The organism is Rudaea sp., from assembly GCF_047601565.1.
GTDB lineage: Bacteria > Pseudomonadota > Gammaproteobacteria > Xanthomonadales > Rhodanobacteraceae > Rudaea.
The window spans coordinates 3,329,019-3,349,306 of sequence record NZ_JASGIY010000001.1; the positions used below are offsets into that span (position 1 = coordinate 3,329,019).

At 64.8% G+C, this 20,288-nt stretch carries 19 protein-coding genes; 13 read left to right on the forward strand and 6 right to left on the reverse strand.

Annotated elements, in window-relative coordinates:
* Window positions 1-3: 3 nt before the first annotated feature.
* The 4 genes from QM741_RS14685 to QM741_RS14700 are packed head-to-tail and all read right to left on the reverse strand — an operon-like array spanning window position 4 to window position 2,112.
* Window positions 4-870, reverse strand: coding sequence for an MBL fold metallo-hydrolase (locus tag QM741_RS14685; RefSeq protein WP_415208413.1), 867 nt, complete (start codon window positions 868-870; stop codon window positions 4-6).
* A gap of 27 nt (window positions 871-897) precedes the next feature.
* The gene (locus tag QM741_RS14690; RefSeq protein WP_415208414.1) at window positions 898-1,317 is read right to left on the reverse strand and encodes a DUF6691 family protein; all 420 of its coding nucleotides are present in this window, start codon (window positions 1,315-1,317) and stop codon (window positions 898-900) included.
* Complete coding sequence (locus tag QM741_RS14695; RefSeq protein WP_415208415.1) at window positions 1,314-1,742, reverse strand: YeeE/YedE family protein; 429 nt, start codon at window positions 1,740-1,742, stop codon at window positions 1,314-1,316. Before QM741_RS14695 ends, QM741_RS14690 begins: the two co-directional genes overlap by 4 nt.
* Window positions 1,743-1,746: 4 nt before the next feature.
* On the reverse strand, window positions 1,747-2,112 hold the full coding sequence (locus tag QM741_RS14700; protein WP_415208416.1) for a hypothetical protein: 366 nt from the start codon (window positions 2,110-2,112) through the stop codon (window positions 1,747-1,749).
* A gap of 67 nt (window positions 2,113-2,179) precedes the next feature.
* Between QM741_RS14700 and QM741_RS14705 the strand changes: the two genes are divergently transcribed.
* From QM741_RS14705 to QM741_RS14715, 3 genes are read left to right on the forward strand one after another with little or no spacing between them, the layout of a single operon-like run.
* Window positions 2,180-2,926 (forward strand): hypothetical protein, encoded by a 747-nt coding sequence (locus QM741_RS14705; protein WP_415208417.1) that lies wholly within the window; start codon window positions 2,180-2,182, stop codon window positions 2,924-2,926.
* Window positions 2,923-3,513 (forward strand): cytochrome c oxidase subunit 3, encoded by a 591-nt coding sequence (locus tag QM741_RS14710; RefSeq protein ID WP_415208418.1) that lies wholly within the window; start codon window positions 2,923-2,925, stop codon window positions 3,511-3,513. The genes QM741_RS14705 and QM741_RS14710 overlap by 4 nt, the downstream gene beginning before the upstream one ends.
* Window positions 3,510-3,791: a cytochrome C oxidase subunit IV family protein gene (locus QM741_RS14715; RefSeq protein WP_415208419.1), complete on the forward strand. Its 282-nt coding sequence runs from the start codon at window positions 3,510-3,512 to the stop codon at window positions 3,789-3,791. Before QM741_RS14710 ends, QM741_RS14715 begins: the two co-directional genes overlap by 4 nt.
* Window positions 3,792-3,854: 63 nt before the next feature.
* On the opposite strand, the gene QM741_RS14720 is transcribed toward QM741_RS14715, so the two are convergent.
* Complete coding sequence (locus QM741_RS14720) at window positions 3,855-5,720, reverse strand: LuxR C-terminal-related transcriptional regulator (protein WP_415209134.1); 1,866 nt, start codon at window positions 5,718-5,720, stop codon at window positions 3,855-3,857.
* Complete coding sequence (locus tag QM741_RS14725) at window positions 5,644-6,621, reverse strand: hypothetical protein (RefSeq protein WP_415208420.1); 978 nt, start codon at window positions 6,619-6,621, stop codon at window positions 5,644-5,646. Before QM741_RS14725 ends, QM741_RS14720 begins: the two co-directional genes overlap by 77 nt.
* 366 nt (window positions 6,622-6,987) lie before the next feature.
* On the opposite strand from QM741_RS14725, the gene QM741_RS14730 reads away from it, so the two are divergent.
* The 10 genes from QM741_RS14730 to QM741_RS14775 all read left to right on the forward strand — a co-directional run bounded on the left by QM741_RS14730 (window position 6,988) and on the right by QM741_RS14775 (window position 20,233).
* Window positions 6,988-8,124 (forward strand): NAD(P)-dependent alcohol dehydrogenase, encoded by a 1,137-nt coding sequence (locus tag QM741_RS14730; RefSeq protein ID WP_415208421.1) that lies wholly within the window; start codon window positions 6,988-6,990, stop codon window positions 8,122-8,124.
* A gap of 12 nt (window positions 8,125-8,136) precedes the next feature.
* Window positions 8,137-9,252: an alkane 1-monooxygenase gene (locus tag QM741_RS14735; RefSeq protein WP_415208422.1), complete on the forward strand. Its 1,116-nt coding sequence runs from the start codon at window positions 8,137-8,139 to the stop codon at window positions 9,250-9,252.
* A 16-nt stretch (window positions 9,253-9,268) separates the two neighbouring features.
* A complete protein-coding gene (locus QM741_RS14740) occupies window positions 9,269-10,360 on the forward strand; it encodes a 2Fe-2S iron-sulfur cluster-binding protein (protein ID WP_415208423.1) in 1,092 nt (363 codons plus the stop codon).
* Window positions 10,361-10,479: 119 nt separating this feature from the next.
* The gene (locus QM741_RS14745) at window positions 10,480-12,375 is read left to right on the forward strand and encodes a DUF1302 domain-containing protein (protein WP_415208424.1); all 1,896 of its coding nucleotides are present in this window, start codon (window positions 10,480-10,482) and stop codon (window positions 12,373-12,375) included.
* A 13-nt stretch (window positions 12,376-12,388) separates the two neighbouring features.
* Window positions 12,389-13,744, forward strand: a complete 1,356-nt coding sequence (locus QM741_RS14750; protein WP_415208425.1) for a DUF1329 domain-containing protein — start codon at window positions 12,389-12,391, stop codon at window positions 13,742-13,744.
* Window positions 13,744-14,724, forward strand: coding sequence for a WD40/YVTN/BNR-like repeat-containing protein (locus QM741_RS14755; protein WP_415208426.1), 981 nt, complete (start codon window positions 13,744-13,746; stop codon window positions 14,722-14,724). The genes QM741_RS14750 and QM741_RS14755 overlap by 1 nt, the downstream gene beginning before the upstream one ends.
* The gene (locus QM741_RS14760; protein ID WP_415208427.1) at window positions 14,721-17,135 is read left to right on the forward strand and encodes an efflux RND transporter permease subunit; all 2,415 of its coding nucleotides are present in this window, start codon (window positions 14,721-14,723) and stop codon (window positions 17,133-17,135) included. Before QM741_RS14755 ends, QM741_RS14760 begins: the two co-directional genes overlap by 4 nt.
* Window positions 17,132-18,445 carry a DUF1329 domain-containing protein gene (locus QM741_RS14765; RefSeq protein ID WP_415208428.1) on the forward strand — a complete coding sequence of 438 codons (1,314 nt, stop codon included), beginning with the start codon at window positions 17,132-17,134 and terminating at the stop codon, window positions 18,443-18,445. The genes QM741_RS14760 and QM741_RS14765 overlap by 4 nt, the downstream gene beginning before the upstream one ends.
* Entirely contained in the window at window positions 18,445-19,695 is a 1,251-nt protein-coding gene (locus QM741_RS14770) for a phosphotransferase family protein (protein WP_415208429.1), read from the forward strand. The genes QM741_RS14765 and QM741_RS14770 overlap by 1 nt, the downstream gene beginning before the upstream one ends.
* A 1-nt stretch (window position 19,696) precedes the next feature.
* Window positions 19,697-20,233 (forward strand): hypothetical protein, encoded by a 537-nt coding sequence (locus QM741_RS14775; RefSeq protein WP_415208430.1) that lies wholly within the window; start codon window positions 19,697-19,699, stop codon window positions 20,231-20,233.
* Window positions 20,234-20,288: the final 55 nt, after the last annotated feature.

Sequence of the window (20,288 nt, forward strand, 5' to 3'; positions counted from 1 at the left end):
CGCTCACAGCGCGTCGAGCGGAATTTTCAGGTAACGGATGCCGTTGCCTTCGGCGGGCGGGAAGTGGCCGGCGCGCATGTTGACTTGCACCGACGGCAGGATCAGGGCCGGCATCGCCAGTTTGGCGTCGCGCGCGTTGCGCAGTTCCACGAATGCGTCTTCGCCGACGCCGTCGCGCACGTGGATGTTGCCGTGGCGTTCCGCGCCGACCGTGGTCTCGCAGACGAACGCGTCGCGTCCGGGCGCCTTGTAGTCATGGCAGAGGAACAGGCGCGTCGCCTCGGGCAGTTCGAAGATGCGGCGGATCGAACGGTACAGGGCGCGCGCGTCGCCGCCCGGGAAGTCGCAGCGCGCGGTGCCGTAGTCGGGCATGAACAAGGTGTCGCCGACGAAGGCTGCGTCGCCGATCACGTGGGTCATGCACGCGGGCGTGTGTCCCGGCGTATGCAGCGCCACGGCCTCGATGCCGCCGACCGTGTAGCGTTCGCCGTCCTTGAACAGATGGTCGAACTGGCTGCCGTCGCGGGAGAATTCGTCGCCGGCGTTGAACAATGCGCCGAACGTGCCCTGCACCGTGCGCACGTGCTCGCCGATGCCGAGCCTGCCGCCGAGCTGTTGCTGGACATACGGCGCGGCGGAGAGATGGTCCGCGTGCACGTGCGTGTCGATCACCCATTCGGTGCGCAGGCCGGCTTCGCGCACGAAGGCGACGATCGCATCGGCCGAGATGCGGCGCGTACGGCCGGAGGCGGCATCGTAGTCGAGCACGCTGTCGATCACCGCTGCGCCAAGCGTCGCCGGATCCCAGACGACGTGGCTGTAGGTATGGGTGGCCGGGTCGAAGAACGATTTCACCTCGGGACGTTGCATGTCGGTTCCCTTCAGTTGCGCGCGGTTTCAGGCGGATGAAGCGGGCAGGCGCGCGCCGAGCCACCAGCCGAGCGTCATCGTCCCGACGAACAGCAGCGTCGATGGCGATCCGGCGGTGAGCGAGGCGAGCGCGGGACCGGGGCAGTAACCGACGAGACCCCAGCCGATGCCGAACAGCGCCGCGCCGCCGAGCAGGCGCGCATCGACGGCGCGCGCGGACGGCAGACGGAAGCGTTCTTCCAGCAGCGGGCGCGGGCGGCGCAGCACGAAGAAATAACCGGCCGCCGTCGTCGCCACGGCGCCGGCCATCACGAACAGCAATTGCGGATTCCACGCGCCGGCGATGTCGAGGAAGCCGAGCACGACGGCCGGCCGGGTCATGCCGCCGAGGTCGAGGCCGAGGCCGAACAGCAGCCCGGCCAGCAGGGCGATGGCGATGCGCGTCATGGATTTGCTCCCAGGCAATGGCGCACGACGAACACGGTGGCGATGCCGCAGGCCATGAACGCCGCGGTCGCCGCGAGCGAGCGCGGCGACAGGCGCGCGATGCCGCAGACGCCGTGGCCGCTCGTGCAGCCGCCGCCGATGCGTGTGCCGAGGCCGACGCAGAGGCCGGCGAGCGCGAGTCGGAACCCGCCTGCGTCGGCCGCGCCGATGCCGTTGTCACCGCGCAGCGCGAACATGAGCAGCGGTGCGAGAACGAGACCGACGACGAACGCCACGCGCCAGGCACGGTCGCCCGCGGCGGCGCCTGTGGCGAGGCCACCGGCAATGCCGCTGATGCCGGCGATGCGGCCGAGCGCCGCCATCAGCAATACGGCCGCGAGGCCGATCAAGACACCGCCGAGCAATGCAATGATCCAGGTTTCCATATTGTCATATTCGCATATTCGATATTTCAAATATACGTGCAACGGGAAATGAATTCAATCGCGTCCCCGCATCGGCATGGCGAGGCCGCGCGATCGGCGTGTTCGACATGTTCGCCTCGGGAATGACGGCAAAAAAAATAATGCCGAGGCAAACGGGGACCCGAAGATCAAGAGCCGGATCAAGAGCAACGCCAAAGCAGGGCGCAATGTTTTCATTGCATCGCAGCATTGCATTGCGGAGCGCAGAACCATCCTTTCGATTGGTGCCACGCGCCGTGCTGCGGGATTCAATCCGGCCTTCAATGAAGCCGCCGCCGTATCCAATGGTAGGCACGCCTCGGGAGGGGTACGATGAAAACAGCGTCACCATTTCGTGTATCCGGCAGGACCGTGTTTCGGTCGGATGCTGCCGCGCGGCCCGTCCGGGAGGGCTGCCCATGAATCTCGATTCCGCCGCGCGGCGCACGCTGCGCCTGACCGGGTGGTTTGCGTTCATCGCCATTGCCACGGCCTTCGCCGGCATGTTGCTGGCCGGCGTGTTGCCGTTTCCGCTCGGTCCGGACAATACGCAGGAACAGGTCGTCGCCTTCTACTCCGGCGGACTGCACGTGGTGCTCGGCCTGGTCATGACCTTCGTCGGGCTGGCGCTGATCGGCGTGCTGATCGCTGGCATCACCTATGTCATGTGGCGCAGCGAGGAGGAAGCGCCGATCCTGACCTTGATCCAGGGCGTGAGCGGCACCGTCACCGTCATGTGCCTGATGCTGCCGATCATGATGATGACCGTCGCCGCGTTCCGGCCCGAACGCAACCCGGAGATCACGGTGATGCTCAACGATTTGTCGTGGCTGCTGTTCATCACGCCGATCACGCCGTTCATCGTGCAGGACGTGGCGATCGGCGCCTGCATCCTCAATTCGCGCCGCGCACTGTTTCCGCGCTGGCTTGCCTACTTCAACTTCTGGGTCGGCTTCACTTTCACCTTCGACGTGCTGGCCTATGTTTTCCACGGCGGTCCGCTGGCCTGGAACGGCCTGCTGATCTTCTGGCTGGCGCTGACCACTTACACACTGTGGGTACTGGCGATGGGCTGGGGCATCCTGCATGCCGTGCCGGCGCAAGCGCCCGTGCCAGCCGCGGCCGGCGTGCCGTCGCGCGCCGTCATCGAGGATGCGCTGGCATGAGCGCCGTGTACTCCGCGCAACGCAACGGGAATGCCGCGGAAACCCGCGTGGACGGCGGCATGTGGGCTTTCCTGCTGCTCGACATGAGCGTGTTCATGTTGTTTTTCGGCATGTTCCTCTGGCAGATGGGAGGGAACCGCGCAGCCTTCGTCGCCGACGCGGACCACCTCTTGCTCCCGCTGGGCCTGGCGAACACGCTGCTGCTGCTCGCCTCGTCCTATGCCGTGGTGCTGGCGAGCGTCGCCAACCGCGCGGGCGACGCGGCGGCGGCGGCGCGCCGGCTGGGCTGGGCATTGGCCGCGGGCGGCGCGTTCGCCGCGGTCAAGGTCGTGGAATACACGCTGGAAATCGGTGCCGGTCACACGCTGACCAGCTCGACCTTCTTCACCTGGTATTTCGTGCTGACCGGACTGCATCTGCTGCACGTGGGCATCGGCAGCCTGCTGCTGTCGCACTGGCGCGGACAGGCGTTGCGCGGCCAGACCTGTTCGCCACGCTGGGCGGAGAGCGCCGGGGCCTACTGGCACATGGTGGATCTGCTCTGGCTTTTGATCGTCGCGCTGGTTTACGTGGGAGACAAGGCATGAACGACGTCGTGAAGCGCCCGCGCAACGTTTTCATCGCTCTGGTCCTGGCCACATTCTTCACGTTCGGATTGGCGCTGGTTTCGGGCCACTGGATTCCAGGCGGAACGGTGGCGGTGTTGGCCACGCTCATCGCCTTCGTCAAGGCGAGATTCGTGATCGGCGATTTCATGGGCCTGCGCGGCACCCGCGCGATACGGATGTTCGACATCTGGCTGCTCGTGGCCTGCGCAGTCTGCCTGGCGCTGGTCTACCGCGCGATGGTCGCGCCGGGCTTGTAATCCACGCCATCGGCTTCGACGGGATGCGCGCGGCGAAGCATCCGCCATGCGCGGCTGGCCGGATCAGCGCATCAGGTTCAGGGCGCGCGTGCGCGCGATCGCCGCGGAGCGGCTGCTGACGCCGAGCTTTTCGTAGACGTTGTGCAGATGCCACTTTACGGTCGCAACGGAAAGGGAAAGACGATCGGCGACCTGCTCGTTGTTGAGGCCCTGGTCGAGCAGGCTCAGCAACTGGATTTCCCGCATCGTCGGCACGCCGGAGAGCGTCGTGTTGCTCTCGGCGCCGCTTGTTGTCGAATGCGCGCGAATCCGTTCCACGAACTCGCGTTCCTGGTCCGACGACATTCCCAGTCTGCGACCGTCCGTTGCGGCGAACAGTTGTTCGACGAGCGCCTGTTTCGCCATGAAAGGATGAAGTACCTGGCCGGGCGCCGCGACGGAGAGGGCCAGGCTCAAGCTGCGCAGCGCTGCTTTGGTTTGATTCAGCCGCTGGTGCGCATCGGCGGCGATCAACAACAGTTCGATCTGGTCGCGATGCCGTTCGTTCGCGCGCGCGGCTTTCAGGTGTGCCTCCATTGCGTCGAGCACGCCCTGACAGTTTCCGTGCGCGACTTCGAGTTCGAGTCGGGCCAGCAACCACTCGCCGCGCTCGTGCATGTCCTGCGATGACGCATCGTTCGACGCCGCCTGGCGGCTGCCGATGCCGTTGCTCGCCGCCACCGCCATCGCATCGCCGTAACGATTGAGATGCAGCAGGCGGCGCACCTTGCTCGCGGCCAGCAGCCCTTGCGCGCGCGGCGAATAGCTGAAGGCCACGCGATCGAGCAGTTTGGTCGGAATGGCGTCATCCGGCGCATCGTTCCAGAACGAGATCGCCGCCGACATGCCTTGCTCGAAGGTGGCGATGATGCCGTGGTGGTTCGCTTGGTCCAGATTGCGTCGAACCAGTGCCAGGGCCGTTTGCGCATCGCCGAGATCGAGCAGCGCGCGCGCGCGCACGAAGTCCAGCGTCGCCACGAGGTTCGCGTCTTCGCCGACGTCGGGAACCACGCGCCGGCGCGTTTCGGCCAGGCGCTCGGCCGCGTCACGCGGGTGCGCCCGCCCGATCGCCGTGCAGGCGAACAGGACGGCGACCCATACGTGCCCATAGGCGCTCTCGGAGCGCTCGATCTGCGCCGTCGCCTTTTCGAAGCGCTGGCGCGCGACGTGCAATTCGCCGCGGTCGATTTCGGCGATGCCCGCGATCGAGGTGATCGTGGCGAGCGTCAGCGGATCGGCGCAAGGGTCGATGTCCGACAACGCGAGCGACTGGGTATGGGCGGCGTCGAGGCGATCGAGAAAGACGTTGACGACCATGCGGATGAACTGGAGTCGCGTGCGCAACTCGTCGTCGATCCGCAGCACGTTCGAGGCGGCGACGCGACGATCGAACTCGTCGAGAGCGCGTCGCGCACGTTCGTATTGCAGCGAATCCGCCAGCGCCCAGACATACCAGGCGTGCGCTTCGAGCGAAGGCACGCCGTTCGCCGCGACGAGCCGATCGACCCATTGGATCAGCGAGGTCATCTGTCCGCGATTGCCGGCGACCACGTGGGCCACGCGGTCGAGCAGCTTCTGCGCGAGGATGGTCGAGTCCGCATCGAGCGCGTAGCCGATCGCCGCGACGTTGTCGCCGTGCTCCATGTGCCACTGCGCCGCGCGGTTGAGCAATTGGCGCCGCCGCTCGCCGCGCAATTTCTCGTGCCCTTCGGCGAGCAGGAATTCGCGCAACAGCGTGTGGAACCGGAACCAGCGCCCTTGACCGTCGATCTGGAAGATCAGCACGTTGCGCTGGATCAGCGATTGCAGCCATTCATGGCTCTGTTCGCTGCCGGTCACGAAGGTCGCCAGTTCGATGCTGAATTCGCGCACCAGCGCGATCTCGAGCATGAATTGCAGGAGCGAGGGATGGAACCCCGCCAGCACGCGCCGCGTCAGCACCTGCGAGATGTCGGCCTGGTCGCCGCCGAACTTGAGCAGCGCCTTTTCCATGTTCGGGCGCGTCGTGCCCGCCGACTTGGCCAGTTCGCGCGCGAGAAGCACCTGCAGAAGGCGAAGCGCGGCAGGCCAGCCCTCGGTCTGCGCGAGAATCTTTTCCAGAATCCTCGTCCGCGGCGGACTCGATGCCGGCCTGGCGCAGGAGCAGGGCGGTGCTCTCCTTGTCGAAGCACAGATCCGCGGCCTGAAGATCGAGTGCGCCCAGTTCGAGCTTCGCGCGCGCGAGGTCGACGGGAATGTCCTTGGTGCTCGACAGCAGCACCTTCACGCTGGCATCGGTCGAAAACACCAGGCGGTCGAGGAAGCCGGCCAGGTCGGCATCGGCGCAGAACTGGAGATTGTCGATGAACACCGCCGTCGGGCCGCGCAGGCTGTCGATCTGCGCGATCACGCTGTCGGAAGCGGCGACGCGATCGGCAAACGGCGAGGCGGGCTCGGGCGGCAAGTCGCCGGCCTCGTCGAGCTTCTCGACGGCGGCGCGCAACCGATAAACCACGGACGACAGATCGTTGTCGCGGTCGTCGAGCGTCGCCCAGATGCAGCGGATGCCCTGCTTTTGCAGATGGACGTGGAGCTGGCTGAGCACGATGGACTTGCCGTAGCCAGGCGGCGCGCTGATCGACAGGAGCTTCGGCAGCGATTCCAGGCGAAGGAGCATTTTCAGCGTCGGCGTGACCACGACGTCGAAATCGAATCGTGGCGGAGTGACGCCGCTGTGGATGGGCAAATCGCGAGTCGCCGACGACGGCGCTGCTGCGGGCGGATCGCGAAATTGGGTCGATCTGGAACTCATGCTGGCCAAAACCCGGGTGAAAAAAGCGGAATTTGGTTAACTAGCGAACGGTAAGGGTGTATTCCTGCCGCACGGCTACCGGGAATTATTGCGCGGATGCGCCAGAAAGAAATGTCGCGGTGCGGCATGACGATGTGGAGCCCGGTCTGCGCATGTCCGACAACTGGATCGCGGCGAGCGCAAATTTCCGCCGCATTTTCCGCATCCGGAAATGGCGCAATGCACAATGACGAGTGGCGCCGTCGGGCCTGCTTTTCGCGTTGCGAAGCAACATCGATGGCATCAAAAATCCATCCTTTCGGTTGGTCACGCCAAGTATTCGAGGATGTCTACTCACGGCCCACGCAGCTACCACGCACGAAAGACATGGCCGCTTCCATTCCTGCAACGCATCCGCAATCCACGCGCGCCCGCGCCGCCATCGCGCGCAGTCAGGGCGCGCCTCTGACGATCGAGGAAATCGACGTCGCCGTTCCGCGCGCCGACGAAGTACTGGTGCGGCTCGTCGCAACCGGCATTTGCCACACAGACCTCGTCTGCCTGCACGGCTTTCCGGTACCGATGCCGATCGTGCTAGGCCACGAAGGCGCCGGCGTCGTCGAGGCACTGGGTGCCGACGTCAAGGGCCTCGCCGTCGGCGACCATGTGCTGCTGTCGTTCAACTCGTGCGGCGCCTGCGCCAACTGCGCGGATCACGAGCCCGCCTACTGTCATCAGTTCATGGGCCGCAACTTCGCCGGCGTGCGTCTGGAAGACGGCAGTTCGCCGCTGAGCCAGAACGGGTCCGTCGTGCATGGCGAGTTCTTCGGCCAGTCTTCATTCGCGACGTTCGCGGTCTCGCGCGCGGTGAACACGGTCAAGGTCGACAAGGCGCTGCCGCTGGCGACGCTCGCGCCGCTCGGGTGCGGTATCCAGACCGGCGCCGGCGCGGTGCTCAACGCACTCAAGGTGAAGAAGGGCCGCGCGATCGGCGTCTTCGGCGCCGGCGCGGTCGGTCTTTCCGCGGTGATGGCCGGCAGGATCGCGGACGCTGGCGCCATCGTCGTCGTCGAACCGAATGCGCAGCGCCGCGCGCTCGCGCTGGCGCTCGGCGCGAGCCACGCCTTCGATCCGCAAGCGGGCGACGTCGTGGCAGCGGTCAAGGCCGCGATCGGCGGACTCGACTATGCGTTCGACACCACCGGCATTCCGGCCGTGATGAAAAGCGCCGTCGACCTGCTGCTGCCGAATGGCACGCTCGGCGTGATCGGCATTCCGCCGCCGGATGCGCCGTTCCCGTTCTCGATCATGGACATCTACACGCGCGGCATCGGTGTGAAGTGCATCGTCGAAGGCGACTCCGATCCACACGAATTCATTCCGCGCCTGATCGGCTTTTATCGCGAGGGCAGGTTGCCGCTCGAAAAGTTGATCAGGGAATTTCCGTTCGAGCGCATCAACGACGCCTTCGCGGCGGCGGCGGACGGCTCGGTCATCAAACCGATCCTGACTTTCCGGCAATAAATGGAGATCGACATGGTCGACTATCTCAAATACTACGTCGCGCCGTTCACCCAGGCGCTGGCCCTGTGGGGTTTGCTCATGGGCGGCCACTACGTGTGGATCGCGATCGCCTGGTTGCCGGCGCTCGCGATTCTCGACGCGATGCTGCCGACGGATCTCGCGGCGCGGAAGATCAGGAGCCGCAGCTGGGCGCTGGTCCCGGTGTGGCTGTCGTGCCTGCTCGGGCCGGCGATCTACGTCGCCTTCGCCTGGAGTCTCGCGCACAACGTACTCACTCCCGTGCAGATTGCCGGCGCGATCATCGGCGTGGCATGGATGTCGGTACTGCCGCTGGTGCCAGCCTCGCACGAGCTGTACCACGGTCGCAACCCGATCGGTAAGACGGTCGGCCGTTACGTGCAGGTCTGCTATCTCGACAGCACGCGCATGGAAGCGCATGTCGTCGGCCACCACATCTTCGTGGCGACCGTGGACGACACCGACACCGCGGCGCGCGGCGAGACGATCTACAGTTTCTCGCCGCGCGCTGTCTGGAAGACGACGATCGAAGCGCAGCAGTTCATTTCCGATGCGCTCGCGAAGAAGGGCTACGCGCGCTGGTCGATCCGCCATGCGCTGTGGCGCGCGATCCTCGTGCTGGTCCTGTTCCTCGGCGCGCTCTTCTGGATCGGCGGGGTCAAGGCGCTGCTGTGCTCGCTCGCTGCGATGGTCATCGCGCGTTTCTGGATCGAGACGTTCAACTACTTCCAGCACTACGGGCAAGTGCGCGTCGTCGGCTCGCCGATCGAGAAGCGCCACGTCTGGAACCACCTGGGCCCGCTCTCGCGCATGACCGCGTTCGAGATCACCAACCACGCCGACCACCACCTCAACACGTACCAGCCGTTCTATGCGCTCGTGCCGCATCGCGAGGCGATCCGCATGCCGAGCGTGTTCCTGTGTTTCTTCGCCGCGCTGGTCCCGCCGCTGTGGTTCAACCGCATCATCAAGCCCGCATTGAAGGAATGGGACTTGAACTGGGCCAACGGCGAGGAGCGCAAGCTCGCCGCGGCGCAGAACCGCAAGGCCGGCTGGGAAGACTGGTTCGGCGACAGCGCGGGCCCAACCACCTCGTTCAAGGCGGCCTGAGCCGAGTCCGCCGCCGATGCGCAACTTTCTCAAACCGCTGTTCCGCGGGAAATCGACGCGACAGAGCGTCGAAATCCTGCCGCAGAAGGAAACCATCGAAATCTCGGCGGGGCAAACGATCCTCGAGTGTGCGCTCGCCAACGGGATTGCCTATCCGCACAACTGCACGGTCGGCACTTGCGGTTCGTGCAAATCCAAACTTGTCGAAGGCGAGGTCAAGGCGCTCAGCGACTTCGGCTACACGCTCTCGAAGCTGGAACTGGAAGCGGGCTACATCCTCGCCTGTCAGGCCGTACCGCGCGGCGCGAACACGATCGTTCACATCGCCGATCCGGGCGCCGACCTGCCCGCGCCGGAGAAATTCCAGGGCCGCATCATCGCCACCGAACCGCTGACGCACGACATCCTGAAGGTCACCGTGGACTTCGACCGTCCGTTGCGGTTCGTCGCCGGCCAGTACGCGAGCTTCGCACTTCCCGAGCTTGGCAGGGCGCGCTACTACTCGTTCGCCGATCCGCCCGTGCGCGAGGGTCGCCGCTCCGTTTCGTTCTTCATCCGCAAGATCCCCGGTGGCGAATTCACCGAGGCGCTGTTCGCCGGAAAGCTGGCGGATCGTAGTTTCGACGTAGAAGCCCCGCACGGCAGTTTCCACCTGCGGCCGGGCAACGATGCGATGGTATGCATTGCCGGCGGCAGCGGGCTCGCGCCGATCCTCAGCGTGCTCGAGGGCATGCGCAAGAACCGGGTCAAGCGCCCGTGCCTGCTCATGTTCGGCGCGCGCGCGCAGGCCGACCTGTATGCGCTCGATCAGATCAAGGACCTGCGCGGCTCGTGGCTCGACGATTTCGAATTCCTGCCGATCCTTTCGCAGGAGCCCGCAGACAGCGACTGGACCGGCGCGCGCGGATTCGTGACCGAACATCTTGCCGATGCGACCGCGCGCAAGCAATGGACGGCGTTCGAGGGCTACATGTGCGGGCCGCCGCCGATGATCGACTCGGGCATCGAGAAGCTCGTGGCCCTGGGCGTTCCGCTCGAACGCATCTACTACGACAAGTTCACCGACGGTGCCGTGCTGGCCGAGGCGATCGAACTCGCCGCCGGCTGATTTGCTGCGCTGCGACTTGGGATTTGTTTCACATTATGTATAGTACGCATCAATAACTAATGCGCATGCTGACTATATGTATGCGTACCTATTATCAAATCCAACCTGGGAGGGGAAGCATGTCTACACAAGCGAGGCGCTCCGCGCTGTTCAAGGGCATCGTTGCTGCCCTGGCCGCCGTCTGCGGCGAGCAGGCCATGGCGGTCGATTTTCAATTCGGAGATGGATGGAAGGGTAGCTGGACGACATCGATATCGCTGGGAACCGCGGTGCGCGCGGGCAAACCGTCTACCCGTCTGTACGGCGCCGCGAACGGCGCTCTGGTCGGGCTTCCGTACGGCACCGGCGCGAATACGCTGGACGAGGGCAACCTCAACTACAGCGCGGGCGATCCGTACTCCAGCCCGTTCAAGATCATCTCGGAAGTTTCCGTGCAGAAGGGCGACATGGGCGCCTTCGTGCGCGCCAAGGCGTGGTACGACATCACGCTGAAGAACGCCGACGTCAACTATGGCAACCAGCCCAACGGCTACAACAACTACAACATCGCGACCGATTCGCTCGGCGCGAAGAAGCCGCTGTCGGACAAGGGTTTCGACACGCTCTCGAAGTTCTCCGGCGTCTACCTGCTCGATGCCTATATCTACGACACATTCAGCGTCGGCGGGCAGCCCCTGCAGGTACGCCTCGGCAACCAGGTCGTGAACTGGGGCGAAAGCCTTTTCATCCAGGGAATCAACCAGACCGCGCCGATCGACGTGCCGTCGTTCCGCAAGCCGGGCGTCGAACTGAAGGAAGTGTTCCTGCCGGTTCCCATGGTGTACTTCAACCAGAGCCTCGGCGACGCCGGTTCGCTCGAGGCGTTCTACCAGTTCAAGTGGATCGCGACGCCGGTCGATGCGGGCTGCGGCAACTACTGGTCGGCTTCGGACGGCAGCATTTCCGCGCGTCCGGGAAGCTGCAACTACGCGGTCACCATCGCTCCCGCGCCCACCTATCCGCAGGACCAGCCGTTCGGCGGCGCGAGCGGCCTCTACTATCCGTATGTCGACGGCAAGAAGGGGTCGAACGGCGGGCAGTTCGGCCTTGCGTACCACATCTCGGTGGCGTCGCTGGCGGATACGGAATTCGGCGTCTACGCGCAGCGGCTCAACTCGCGCACGCCCGTTCTCAATGTCCAGTACGGCAACTACACCGGCATGGGCTCGTACAGCCCGGCCGCGGCGAGCTGGAACTATCCCAATGGCATCAAGCTTCTCGGCCTTTCCGCCGCGACCAATCTCTTCGGCTGGTCGATCAGCGCGGAGCTGAGCCAGCAGATCGGCGTTCCCGCGCAGATCAGCGGCGTCGATCTGCTGTATTCCTCGCTGTTCGCTCCGCAAGGGCTGTCGGTCGGTCCGCTGGGGTCGCGGGCACTCGCGGCGTACAGCGGCAACGGCTTCCTGCAGGGCTGGTCGCGCGCGAACAAGTCGCAGTTCCAGGTCAACGGCATCAAGGTCGGCAGCCATCTTCTCGGTTCGGACCAATACCTGTTCGTCGCCGAGGCGGGTTTCCAGACGAACAACCTTCCCGACTATCGCGATGATCCCACCGCGCTGCGTTACGGCCGCAATTTCATCTTCGGCGCCGGCTCATCGCCCACCTACGCCATTCTCGGGCTGCCCGGCGGAAACACCTGCGGCTCGCTCACCGTCTCGGCCGAAGGCTGCATCAACGATGGCTACGTGACCCATTTCGCCTGGGGCTACCGGCTCAAGCTCGACCTGACCTACAACGGCGTCTTCGGTACCGGCGTCACGGCGATTCCGAGCGTCTTCTTCGCCCAGGACGTGCAGGGCGTGTCGCTCGACAGCCAGTTCGGAGAAGGCCACAAGACGCTCGGCCTGTCGTCGAAGTTCGTCTACGACAAGCGCTACAGCGTCGAGGTTGGCACCGTGTTCTACGACCGCACGGCGCAGTACGACCTCTACCGCGACCGCGGCTACTGGTTCGCCAATTTCAACGTCCAATTCTGATCGGGAGGAAACCATGAAACTTGAACTGAAAATTCCGGCGGCGACAAAGATCCGCCTGCTCGCATGCCTGCTCGCAGCGCCGCTGCTGGCGCAGGCGACCTCTCCCGCGGACGTTGCGAATCTGGGCAAGACACTGACGCCCAGCGGCGCCGAAAAAGCCGGGAACGCGGACGGTTCGATCCCGGAATGGACGGGCGGCATGACCAGTCCGCCGGCGGGCTGGACGAAGGAAAAGGGTTACGTCAGCCCGTTCCCCGACGAGAAGCCGCTGTTCACGATCACCGCGCAGAACCTCGACCAATACAAGGACAAGGTTTCGGCGGGTCTGCAGGCGCTCCTGAAGAAGAACCCGAACCTGTCGATGCCCGTTTACAAGACGCATCGCACCTTCGCCAATCCGCAGTCGGTGTACGACGCGACGAAGGCGGAAGCGGCGAACGTCAAGCTCGACGGACTGTCGATCAAGGGCTATACGGAGCCCGGCGTGCCGTTCCCGGTGCCCTCGAACGGCGTCGAGGAAATGTACAACCACACGCTGCGTTATTTCGGCAGCTACAAGGAATGCGAGGACTGGCTGCCGGTGCGCGCGAACGGCGATTTCTACAAGGTCGGTTTCTGCGAGGACATCGCCCAGGACGCGGTCTTCGACGAAAAGCAGCCCAACCACCTGTTCTCGTTCTATGGCGGCTACGACGCCCCGGCGACACTGGTCGGCACGATCTACCTCGTCCACGATCCGATCGACCAAACCCTGGGCGGCCGCCAGGCGTGGATCTACAACGCCGGCCAGCGCCGCGTGCGTCGCGCCCCCGACCTTGCCTACGACGGCACCAACGACGGTTACGAGGGCATGCGCGTCGTCGACGACTACTTTGGCTTCAATGGCGCGTTCGACCGCTACGACTGGAAGCTGGCGGGCAAGAAGGAAATGTACATCCGCTACAACGAGTACAGCACGTTCGACCATTCGCTCAAGTACAAGGACATGATCGACAAGGGATCGTTGAAGTCGAACCTGATGCGCTACGAACTGCACCGCGTCTGGGTGGTCGAGGCGACGCTCAAGCCGGGCATGTCCCACATCTGCGCCAAGAAGACCTTCTATCTCGACGAAGACAGCCATGAAGTTGCGCTGAGCGACTGCTACGACGGCCACGGCGCGTTGTGGCGCACGCAGTCGCTGGCGCTGGTCGAAGCCTACGATGCCAAGGCGATGCTGCAACTGGTGGGCATCGTGCACGACGTGCTCAACGGCCAGTATCACGTGATCGGCGTGCACAACGAGCGCAATGAGCTGTACGAGTGGAACACCCCGCACAAGTGGGCGGACTTCCAAGTGGATGCGATTCGCCGCCGAGGCGTGCGCTAGTGGCCTCAGGCACGCGCCAACCCTGGCGCACGGCGTGGATCGCGGGATCCGCGCTGTGCGCACTGGCGGTCGCACAGGTGGCCGGCGCCGCCGCGAACGCGGTGGACCCGTCGCGTCTGGCGCTGTACGGATTGACTTCCACCCCGGATGCGCTGGTTGCCGTCGGCGAGCGCGGCAGCGTGCTGCGCTCGACCGACCAGGGCAAGTCCTGGAGCGAGGCATCGCCCGTCTCGGACCGGACCCTCACCGCGGTGGCCTTCGCCGGCCCCAAGGTCGGCGTCGCTGTGGGGCACGGTGCCACGATCCTGCGCACGACCGATGGCGGCGCGACGTGGACGCGGATTGCCGTGCCGGACGCGAAGGGCGATTCGTTCCTCGGCGTCACCGCGCTGCACGACGGTAATTTCCTGGTCTACGGCGCGTTCGGCCTGTACATGAAATCGAGCGACGGCGGAGTCACCTGGACCCGCGCGCCGCTTTTCGATGGCGATTTCGACCGGCACATCTCGCAGATCGTCGAGGCCGGCGACAAATTGCTGCTGGTCGGCGAATCGGGAACGCTGGCGACGTCCGGCGACGAGGGCCAGACATGGACGAAGCTCACCTCGCCCTACGACGGCTCCCTGTTCGGCGCCGTCGTGCTCCCGGATAGCGCGTGGCTCATCTACGGCATGCGCGGACACGTCTTCCGCAGCACGGACCAGGGGCAGAACTGGAACGCCATCGAACTGCATACGCTGTCTGCGATCAACGCGGGATCCGTCACGGCCGACGGCCGCGTGGTGCTGGTCGGCAACAACGGCGCGATGTTCGTCAGCAAGGACGCCGGGCGATCGTTCACGTCCGACGACGTCCCGCAACGCCTTCCGATCGCGCAGGCCCTGTTCACGCAGGATGGCGCGCTGATGTACGTCGGTTACCTCAACTCCGGGCGCAAATCCGTGGCCGGCACTTCCAACGGCAATCCCGGCGGCTCATGAAAGCAGAGAACGAAATACTCGACGCTCTGGTCGAGCGGGAAGTGACCGACGACTTCGTGACGCCGCCGGAAGGCGAGCGCTGGATCGTCCGCATCGGCAAGGCGATCTTCGACCATCGTCTGCCGCTGCTCGTCGTCGGCATCGCGTTGACCGCATTGCTCGCCTGGTCGGCTACGCATCTGCGCGTGACCGCGGGTTTCACGAAGATGATCCCGCTGCACCACGAGTACATGGGAACCTTCAAGGCCTATGAGGACGTCTTCGGCGGCGCCGACCGCGTGCTAGTGGCGATCGAGGTCAAGCACGGCGACATCTTCGACAAGAAGGCGCTCGACGCCGTGCGCAAGATTTCCGATGAAGTCTTTTACATCAAGGGGGTCGAGCGCAGTTCGCTCGCTTCCCTGAGCACGCCCAACGTGCGCTGGAACGAAGTCGTCGAGGACGGCTTCCGCGGCGGCCCGGTCATGCCGGCGGATTTCGCCGGCACGCCGCAACAGATCGCCGCGGTGCGCACCAACCTGTACAAGTCGGACTACATCGGTCGCATCGTCTCGAACGACCTGACGACGACCTTGGTCTCCGCCACGCTGCAGGACCGCGATCCGGATACGGGCGACCGCCTCGATCTGCGCCGCATCGGCGCGCAACTCGAGGGCATACGCAAAAAATACGAGGATAGCGACCTCTCGATCCGCGTCCTCGGTTTCGCCAAGGCCAGCGCCGACATCGCCGAAGGCGCGACGGACGTCTTCAAGTACTTCGTGATCGCCTTCGTGATCACCGCGGTGATGCTGCTGTGGTATTCGGGTTCGCCGATGCTGACCGGCTGGGTGCTGCTCGCAGCCGCCATTCCCGTCATCTGGCTGCTCGGCATCCTGCCGCTGCTCGGCTTGGGACTCGATCCCATGTCGATCCTCGTGCCGTTCCTCATATTCGCCATCGGCGTCTCCCATGCGGTGCAGATGACCAATGCCTGGAAGCTGGAGACGCTGCATGGAGCGGACGGCCTGACCGCCTCGCACAACTGTTTCGTCAACCTGTTCATTCCTGGCGCGACGGCGCTGCTGGCGAATGCGGTCGGCTTCCTCGTCATCGCCATCGTCGACATCCAGATCGTGCGCGAACTGGCGCTCACGGCGACGATCGGCGTCACCGTGATGATCGCGACGAACAAAGTTCTCCTGCCGATTCTGCTGTCGTACATGAAACTCTCGCCGAAGAGCGCGGAACGGCTGCACGGCAAGGAAACCGTCGGCTATGCCCTGTGGGAGCGGTTGGGATTCCTGGCGACGAAGAAAGGCTCACTGCTGCCGCTGGCCATCGGTCTCGCGCTCGCGGTGTTCGGCGTGCTCGAAGCACGGCATTTGAAGATCGGCGACCTCGGCGCCGGCGTGCCGGAGTTGCGTTCCAGCACGCGCTACAACCAGGACGTGGCGGTCATCACCGACAAGTTTTCGGTGGGTCTCGATGTGCTGCTCGTCGTCGCCGAAATGAAGGGCGACGATTCGCCGTGCCTCAACCGCGACTATCTCTCCAAGGTCGAGGATTTCGAGATGCGCATGCGTCACCTGCCCGACGTGGCGGCCGTGCGCAGCCTGACTTCGTTCATCGCCTCGGTGACACAGGATTATTCGGAAGGCTGGATGAAGTGGCGCGTGCTGCCCGAAACGAAGGCACAGATCGCGCAGGGCACCGGCATGGCGACGCGCCTCGGCAACGAGTACAAGAACGAACTTTGCAACGCGATTCCGCTGTACGTCTACCCGGTCGACCACCAGGCGACGACGATCGACCACATCGTCGCGGCGATCAAGGACTTCAAGAAAACCAACGATGGCGGCGGCATCGAATTCCGCCTGGCTTCGGGCAACGTCGGCGTGATGGCGGCGACCAACGAAGTCGTCGAAAGATCGGACAAGTGGGTCAACTTCACGCTGTTCCTGGCCGTCGCGCTGCTGTGCCTGGTCACGTTCCGCTCGTTCCTCATCACGCTCTGCGTGATCCTGCCGCTGGCGTTGGTGACATTGCTGTGCAATGCGACCATGGCATTGCTGTCGATCGGCGTGAAGGTGAACACGCTGCCGGTCATCGCCATCAGCGTCGGCGTCGGCGTCGATTACGGCATCTATCTGTTCGAGCGCATCCGCCACGAGATGATCCATCGCGGACTGTCGCTCAAGGCGGCCTATGTCGCCGCGCTCAAGCAACGCGGAACCGCGTCGGTGTTCACTGCGGTGATGATGACCGTGTCGGTGCTGACGTGGGCGTTCTCGTCGCTGAAATTCCAGGCCGACATGGGCATCCTGCTCGCCTTCATGTTCCTCGTGAACGTGTTCGGCGCCATCATTCTGTTGCCTGGCCTTGCGGCGTGGCTGGTAGGGGACCGGGACCGCAAGCAGGCGGTGGCATGACATCGGCGTCGCCAGCCGTGGCGCGCGGGCGCATCTCGCCGACATTGCCGCTGGTAGCGTTGAGTGCCTGCGCGCTGCTGGCGACGTTCGCCACGGCCACGGCGGCGAACGGCACGCTCACTCCCGTAGGCGCCGAGGTCGCGGGAAACGCGGACGGCAGCATCCCCGCCTGGACGGGCGGGATGACGGCGCCGCCGCCCGGCTGGAGCCTGGCCCAGGGCTACGTCGATCCGTTCGCCGCGGAGAAGCCCATTGTGACGGTCGATGCCTCGAATGCGGCCTCGTTCGAGGCCAACCTCTCCGCCGGAACGAAGGCGCTCGTGACGCGCGTGAAGGGCTTCCGCATGCCGGTGTATCCCACCCACCGGACCGCCTACCTGCCGCCATCCGTGTTCGAATCCGGCGGCGTCGCCAACCACGGCGGCGTGCCGTTTCCCGAGCCCAAGGACGGCCTGCAGGCGATCTCCAACCATCTCGTGCGCTATCTCGGCTCCGGCGTGGAGCGCGACTTCGATGCGTTCCTCGTGCGGCCCAACGGCCACTATCTCAAGATCGGCTTTCACGACCGGCGCATCTACGACGAGAATTTCGACGAGCACGTGCCGAACCGGCTGTTCTCGTACATCGGCTATTTCCTGAGTCCCGCCGATCTGGTCGGCACGATCTTCCTCGTGCACGAACCCAATCCGCTGTCCGGCGAGTCGCGCAAGGCGTGGATCTACAACGCCGGCCAGCGCCGCGTGCGCCGCGCGCCCGACCTCGCCTACGACAGTGTGCAGGACGGTTCCGATGGCCTCGCGGTGGTTGATCAATACGACGGCTACAACGGCAGTCCCGATCGCTACGACTGGACGCTCGTCGGCAAGCGCGAACTATTCGTTCCGTACAACGACTACGCCATCGGCGACAAGAAACTCGCCTACGACGACATCATCAAGCCCGGTTCGCCCAATCCCGACCACCTGCGTTTCGAGAAGCACCGCGTCTGGGTCATCGAGGCGAAGCTGAAGCCCGGCCTCAGCCACGTCTACGCACGCCGCATGTTCTACCTCGACGAGGACAGCTGGTCGGTGCTGATCAGCGAAGCCTACGACTCCAAGGGCCAGCTCTGGCGCGTCGGGCTGCATTCGCTGATCGAATACTACGACGCGCACGTGCCGTGGTATCGCTTCGAGGCATGGTTCGACCTGACCGACGGCGCCTACGTGCTGACCGGGCTGGACAATGGATACAAGAGTTCCTGGACCTTCGGCGCCAAGGGGCGCATGGCGGATTTCCAACCTGACGCATTGCGTCGAGCGGGGCACTGATGAAAACGACGACCTTGAGAAAACCCACGCTTCGGCTTCATGACGCCGCCGCCGTTGCGGCGGCCGACAAGAACAAGCCGTCCGCCGAATGGATCGCGCAACTGCGCAAGCGCTTCCCGGTGGAGAAGGAGATCGACCGCGTCCTGACGCGCAAGCTCGAGCATCGCGCCACCTCGCGCTTCACTCCGGTGCCGCTCGACAAACTGGTCGAAGGCGTGCGCTCGCTCATCTCCGCGCAATCGGGCGGCACGTTCACGATCGATGAGCCACGCTGGCTTTCCGGCGGCGCGTCCAAATTGCAGATGCGCTTCGTCCTCGACCGGGAGCGCCCCGGCGCGGGCCGCGAGAAGACGCCGATGGTGCTGCGCATGGAACCCGCCGAGTCGATCGTCGAAACCAGCCGCCTGCGCGAATTCCAGTTGATCCGTGCGATGCACGGCGTCGTCCCGGTGCCGCCGGTGTTCTGGTGCGACTCCCTCGGCGAACACCTGCCGTACCCGAGCCTGGTCTACGGCTTCGCCAAGGGCGTCACCAAGCCGAGTACGGGTTCCAGCGGCGTCACCGGCCTCGGCATGCGCCTGCCCAAGGACGTGCGCGAGAAGCTCAAACCGCAGTTCATCGAGCAACTGGTGCGCATCCATGCGTTCGACCATCGCACCGCGGACTTCTCCGCGTTCGACATGCCCGGTCCCGGAACCGATTGCGCGCTCAAGGAACTCAACATGTGGGAGCGCATCTGGGAGGAGGATCACGACGAGGACGTGCCGCTGCTTCGCCTCGCCGCCGCCTGGTTGCGCCGCAACCTGCCCGCGCTCGACGTGCCCAGCGTCGTGCATGGGGACTATCGCGTCGGCAATTTCCTCTTCGACGAGGACGACGGCTGCCGGATCACGGCATGGCTCGACTGGGAAAACGGCCTGATCGGCAATCGCCACCGCGACCTGGCGTACATCTCCTGCTCGGCGTTCCGCAGCCCGGACGAGAACGGCAACATCCTGCTCAACGGCCTGATGAGCGAAAACGAATTCTTCGAGGTCTACGAGAAGGCGAGCGGCCGCAAGATCGACCGAAAAACGCTGCATTGGTACAAGGTATTCAATGCGTACTATCTCGCCATCCTGATCGTCGCCACCGGCTATCGCATCGCATGGAACGGCAAGACCCATCAGGACATCCTGGTCACCTGGTTGATCGGCATCGGCGGCTCGCTGCTCAACGACCTTCATCAACTGCTCGAACAGGGAGCCTGACATGCAGCTTCGTCCCGACATCCAGATTCGCAGCATGCTCAAGGCGCTGACCGAAGTCGTCCTGCCCGCGGTCGATCCGGGCAACCCGCTGGCACAGGAACAAACACGCCTGTGCATCGGTATGTTGTCGTTGATGGCGACGCAGTTGCCGCTACAGTTCCGCTTCGACAAGGACGAACTGGCCCGCCTGGTCGATCTCGGGCAGCGCCTGGGCGCGACGCCGGGCGCGGATACGCACGCGCGCCAGGCGCTGGCCGCCGACATCGACGGGGCGAATGACGTTCTCGCGCGCGCCGGCGCGGAGCCGGGCGAACTGGTCGATGCGATCCGCGCCCTGCGCGCGTCGACCGGCGCCGTGGTGAGCCAATCCTGCGCCGAGGCAAAACCGGACGAGATCCGCGAGATCGAGCGCGCCGTGCTCGATGCCAGCGGCGCGCAGTTGCTTCGCGACCGTGCGTGGGTGCTCCCGCAGGGCTGGGAAGCGGACCCGAAGGCGCTGCCGCCGATCGAGTCCCTGATCGGCGCCGCGCAGGCGTAGCCGGGCGCGACGCACAGCCATTTTCTTATTCGCAAACCGTTTCAAAGAGGTCATC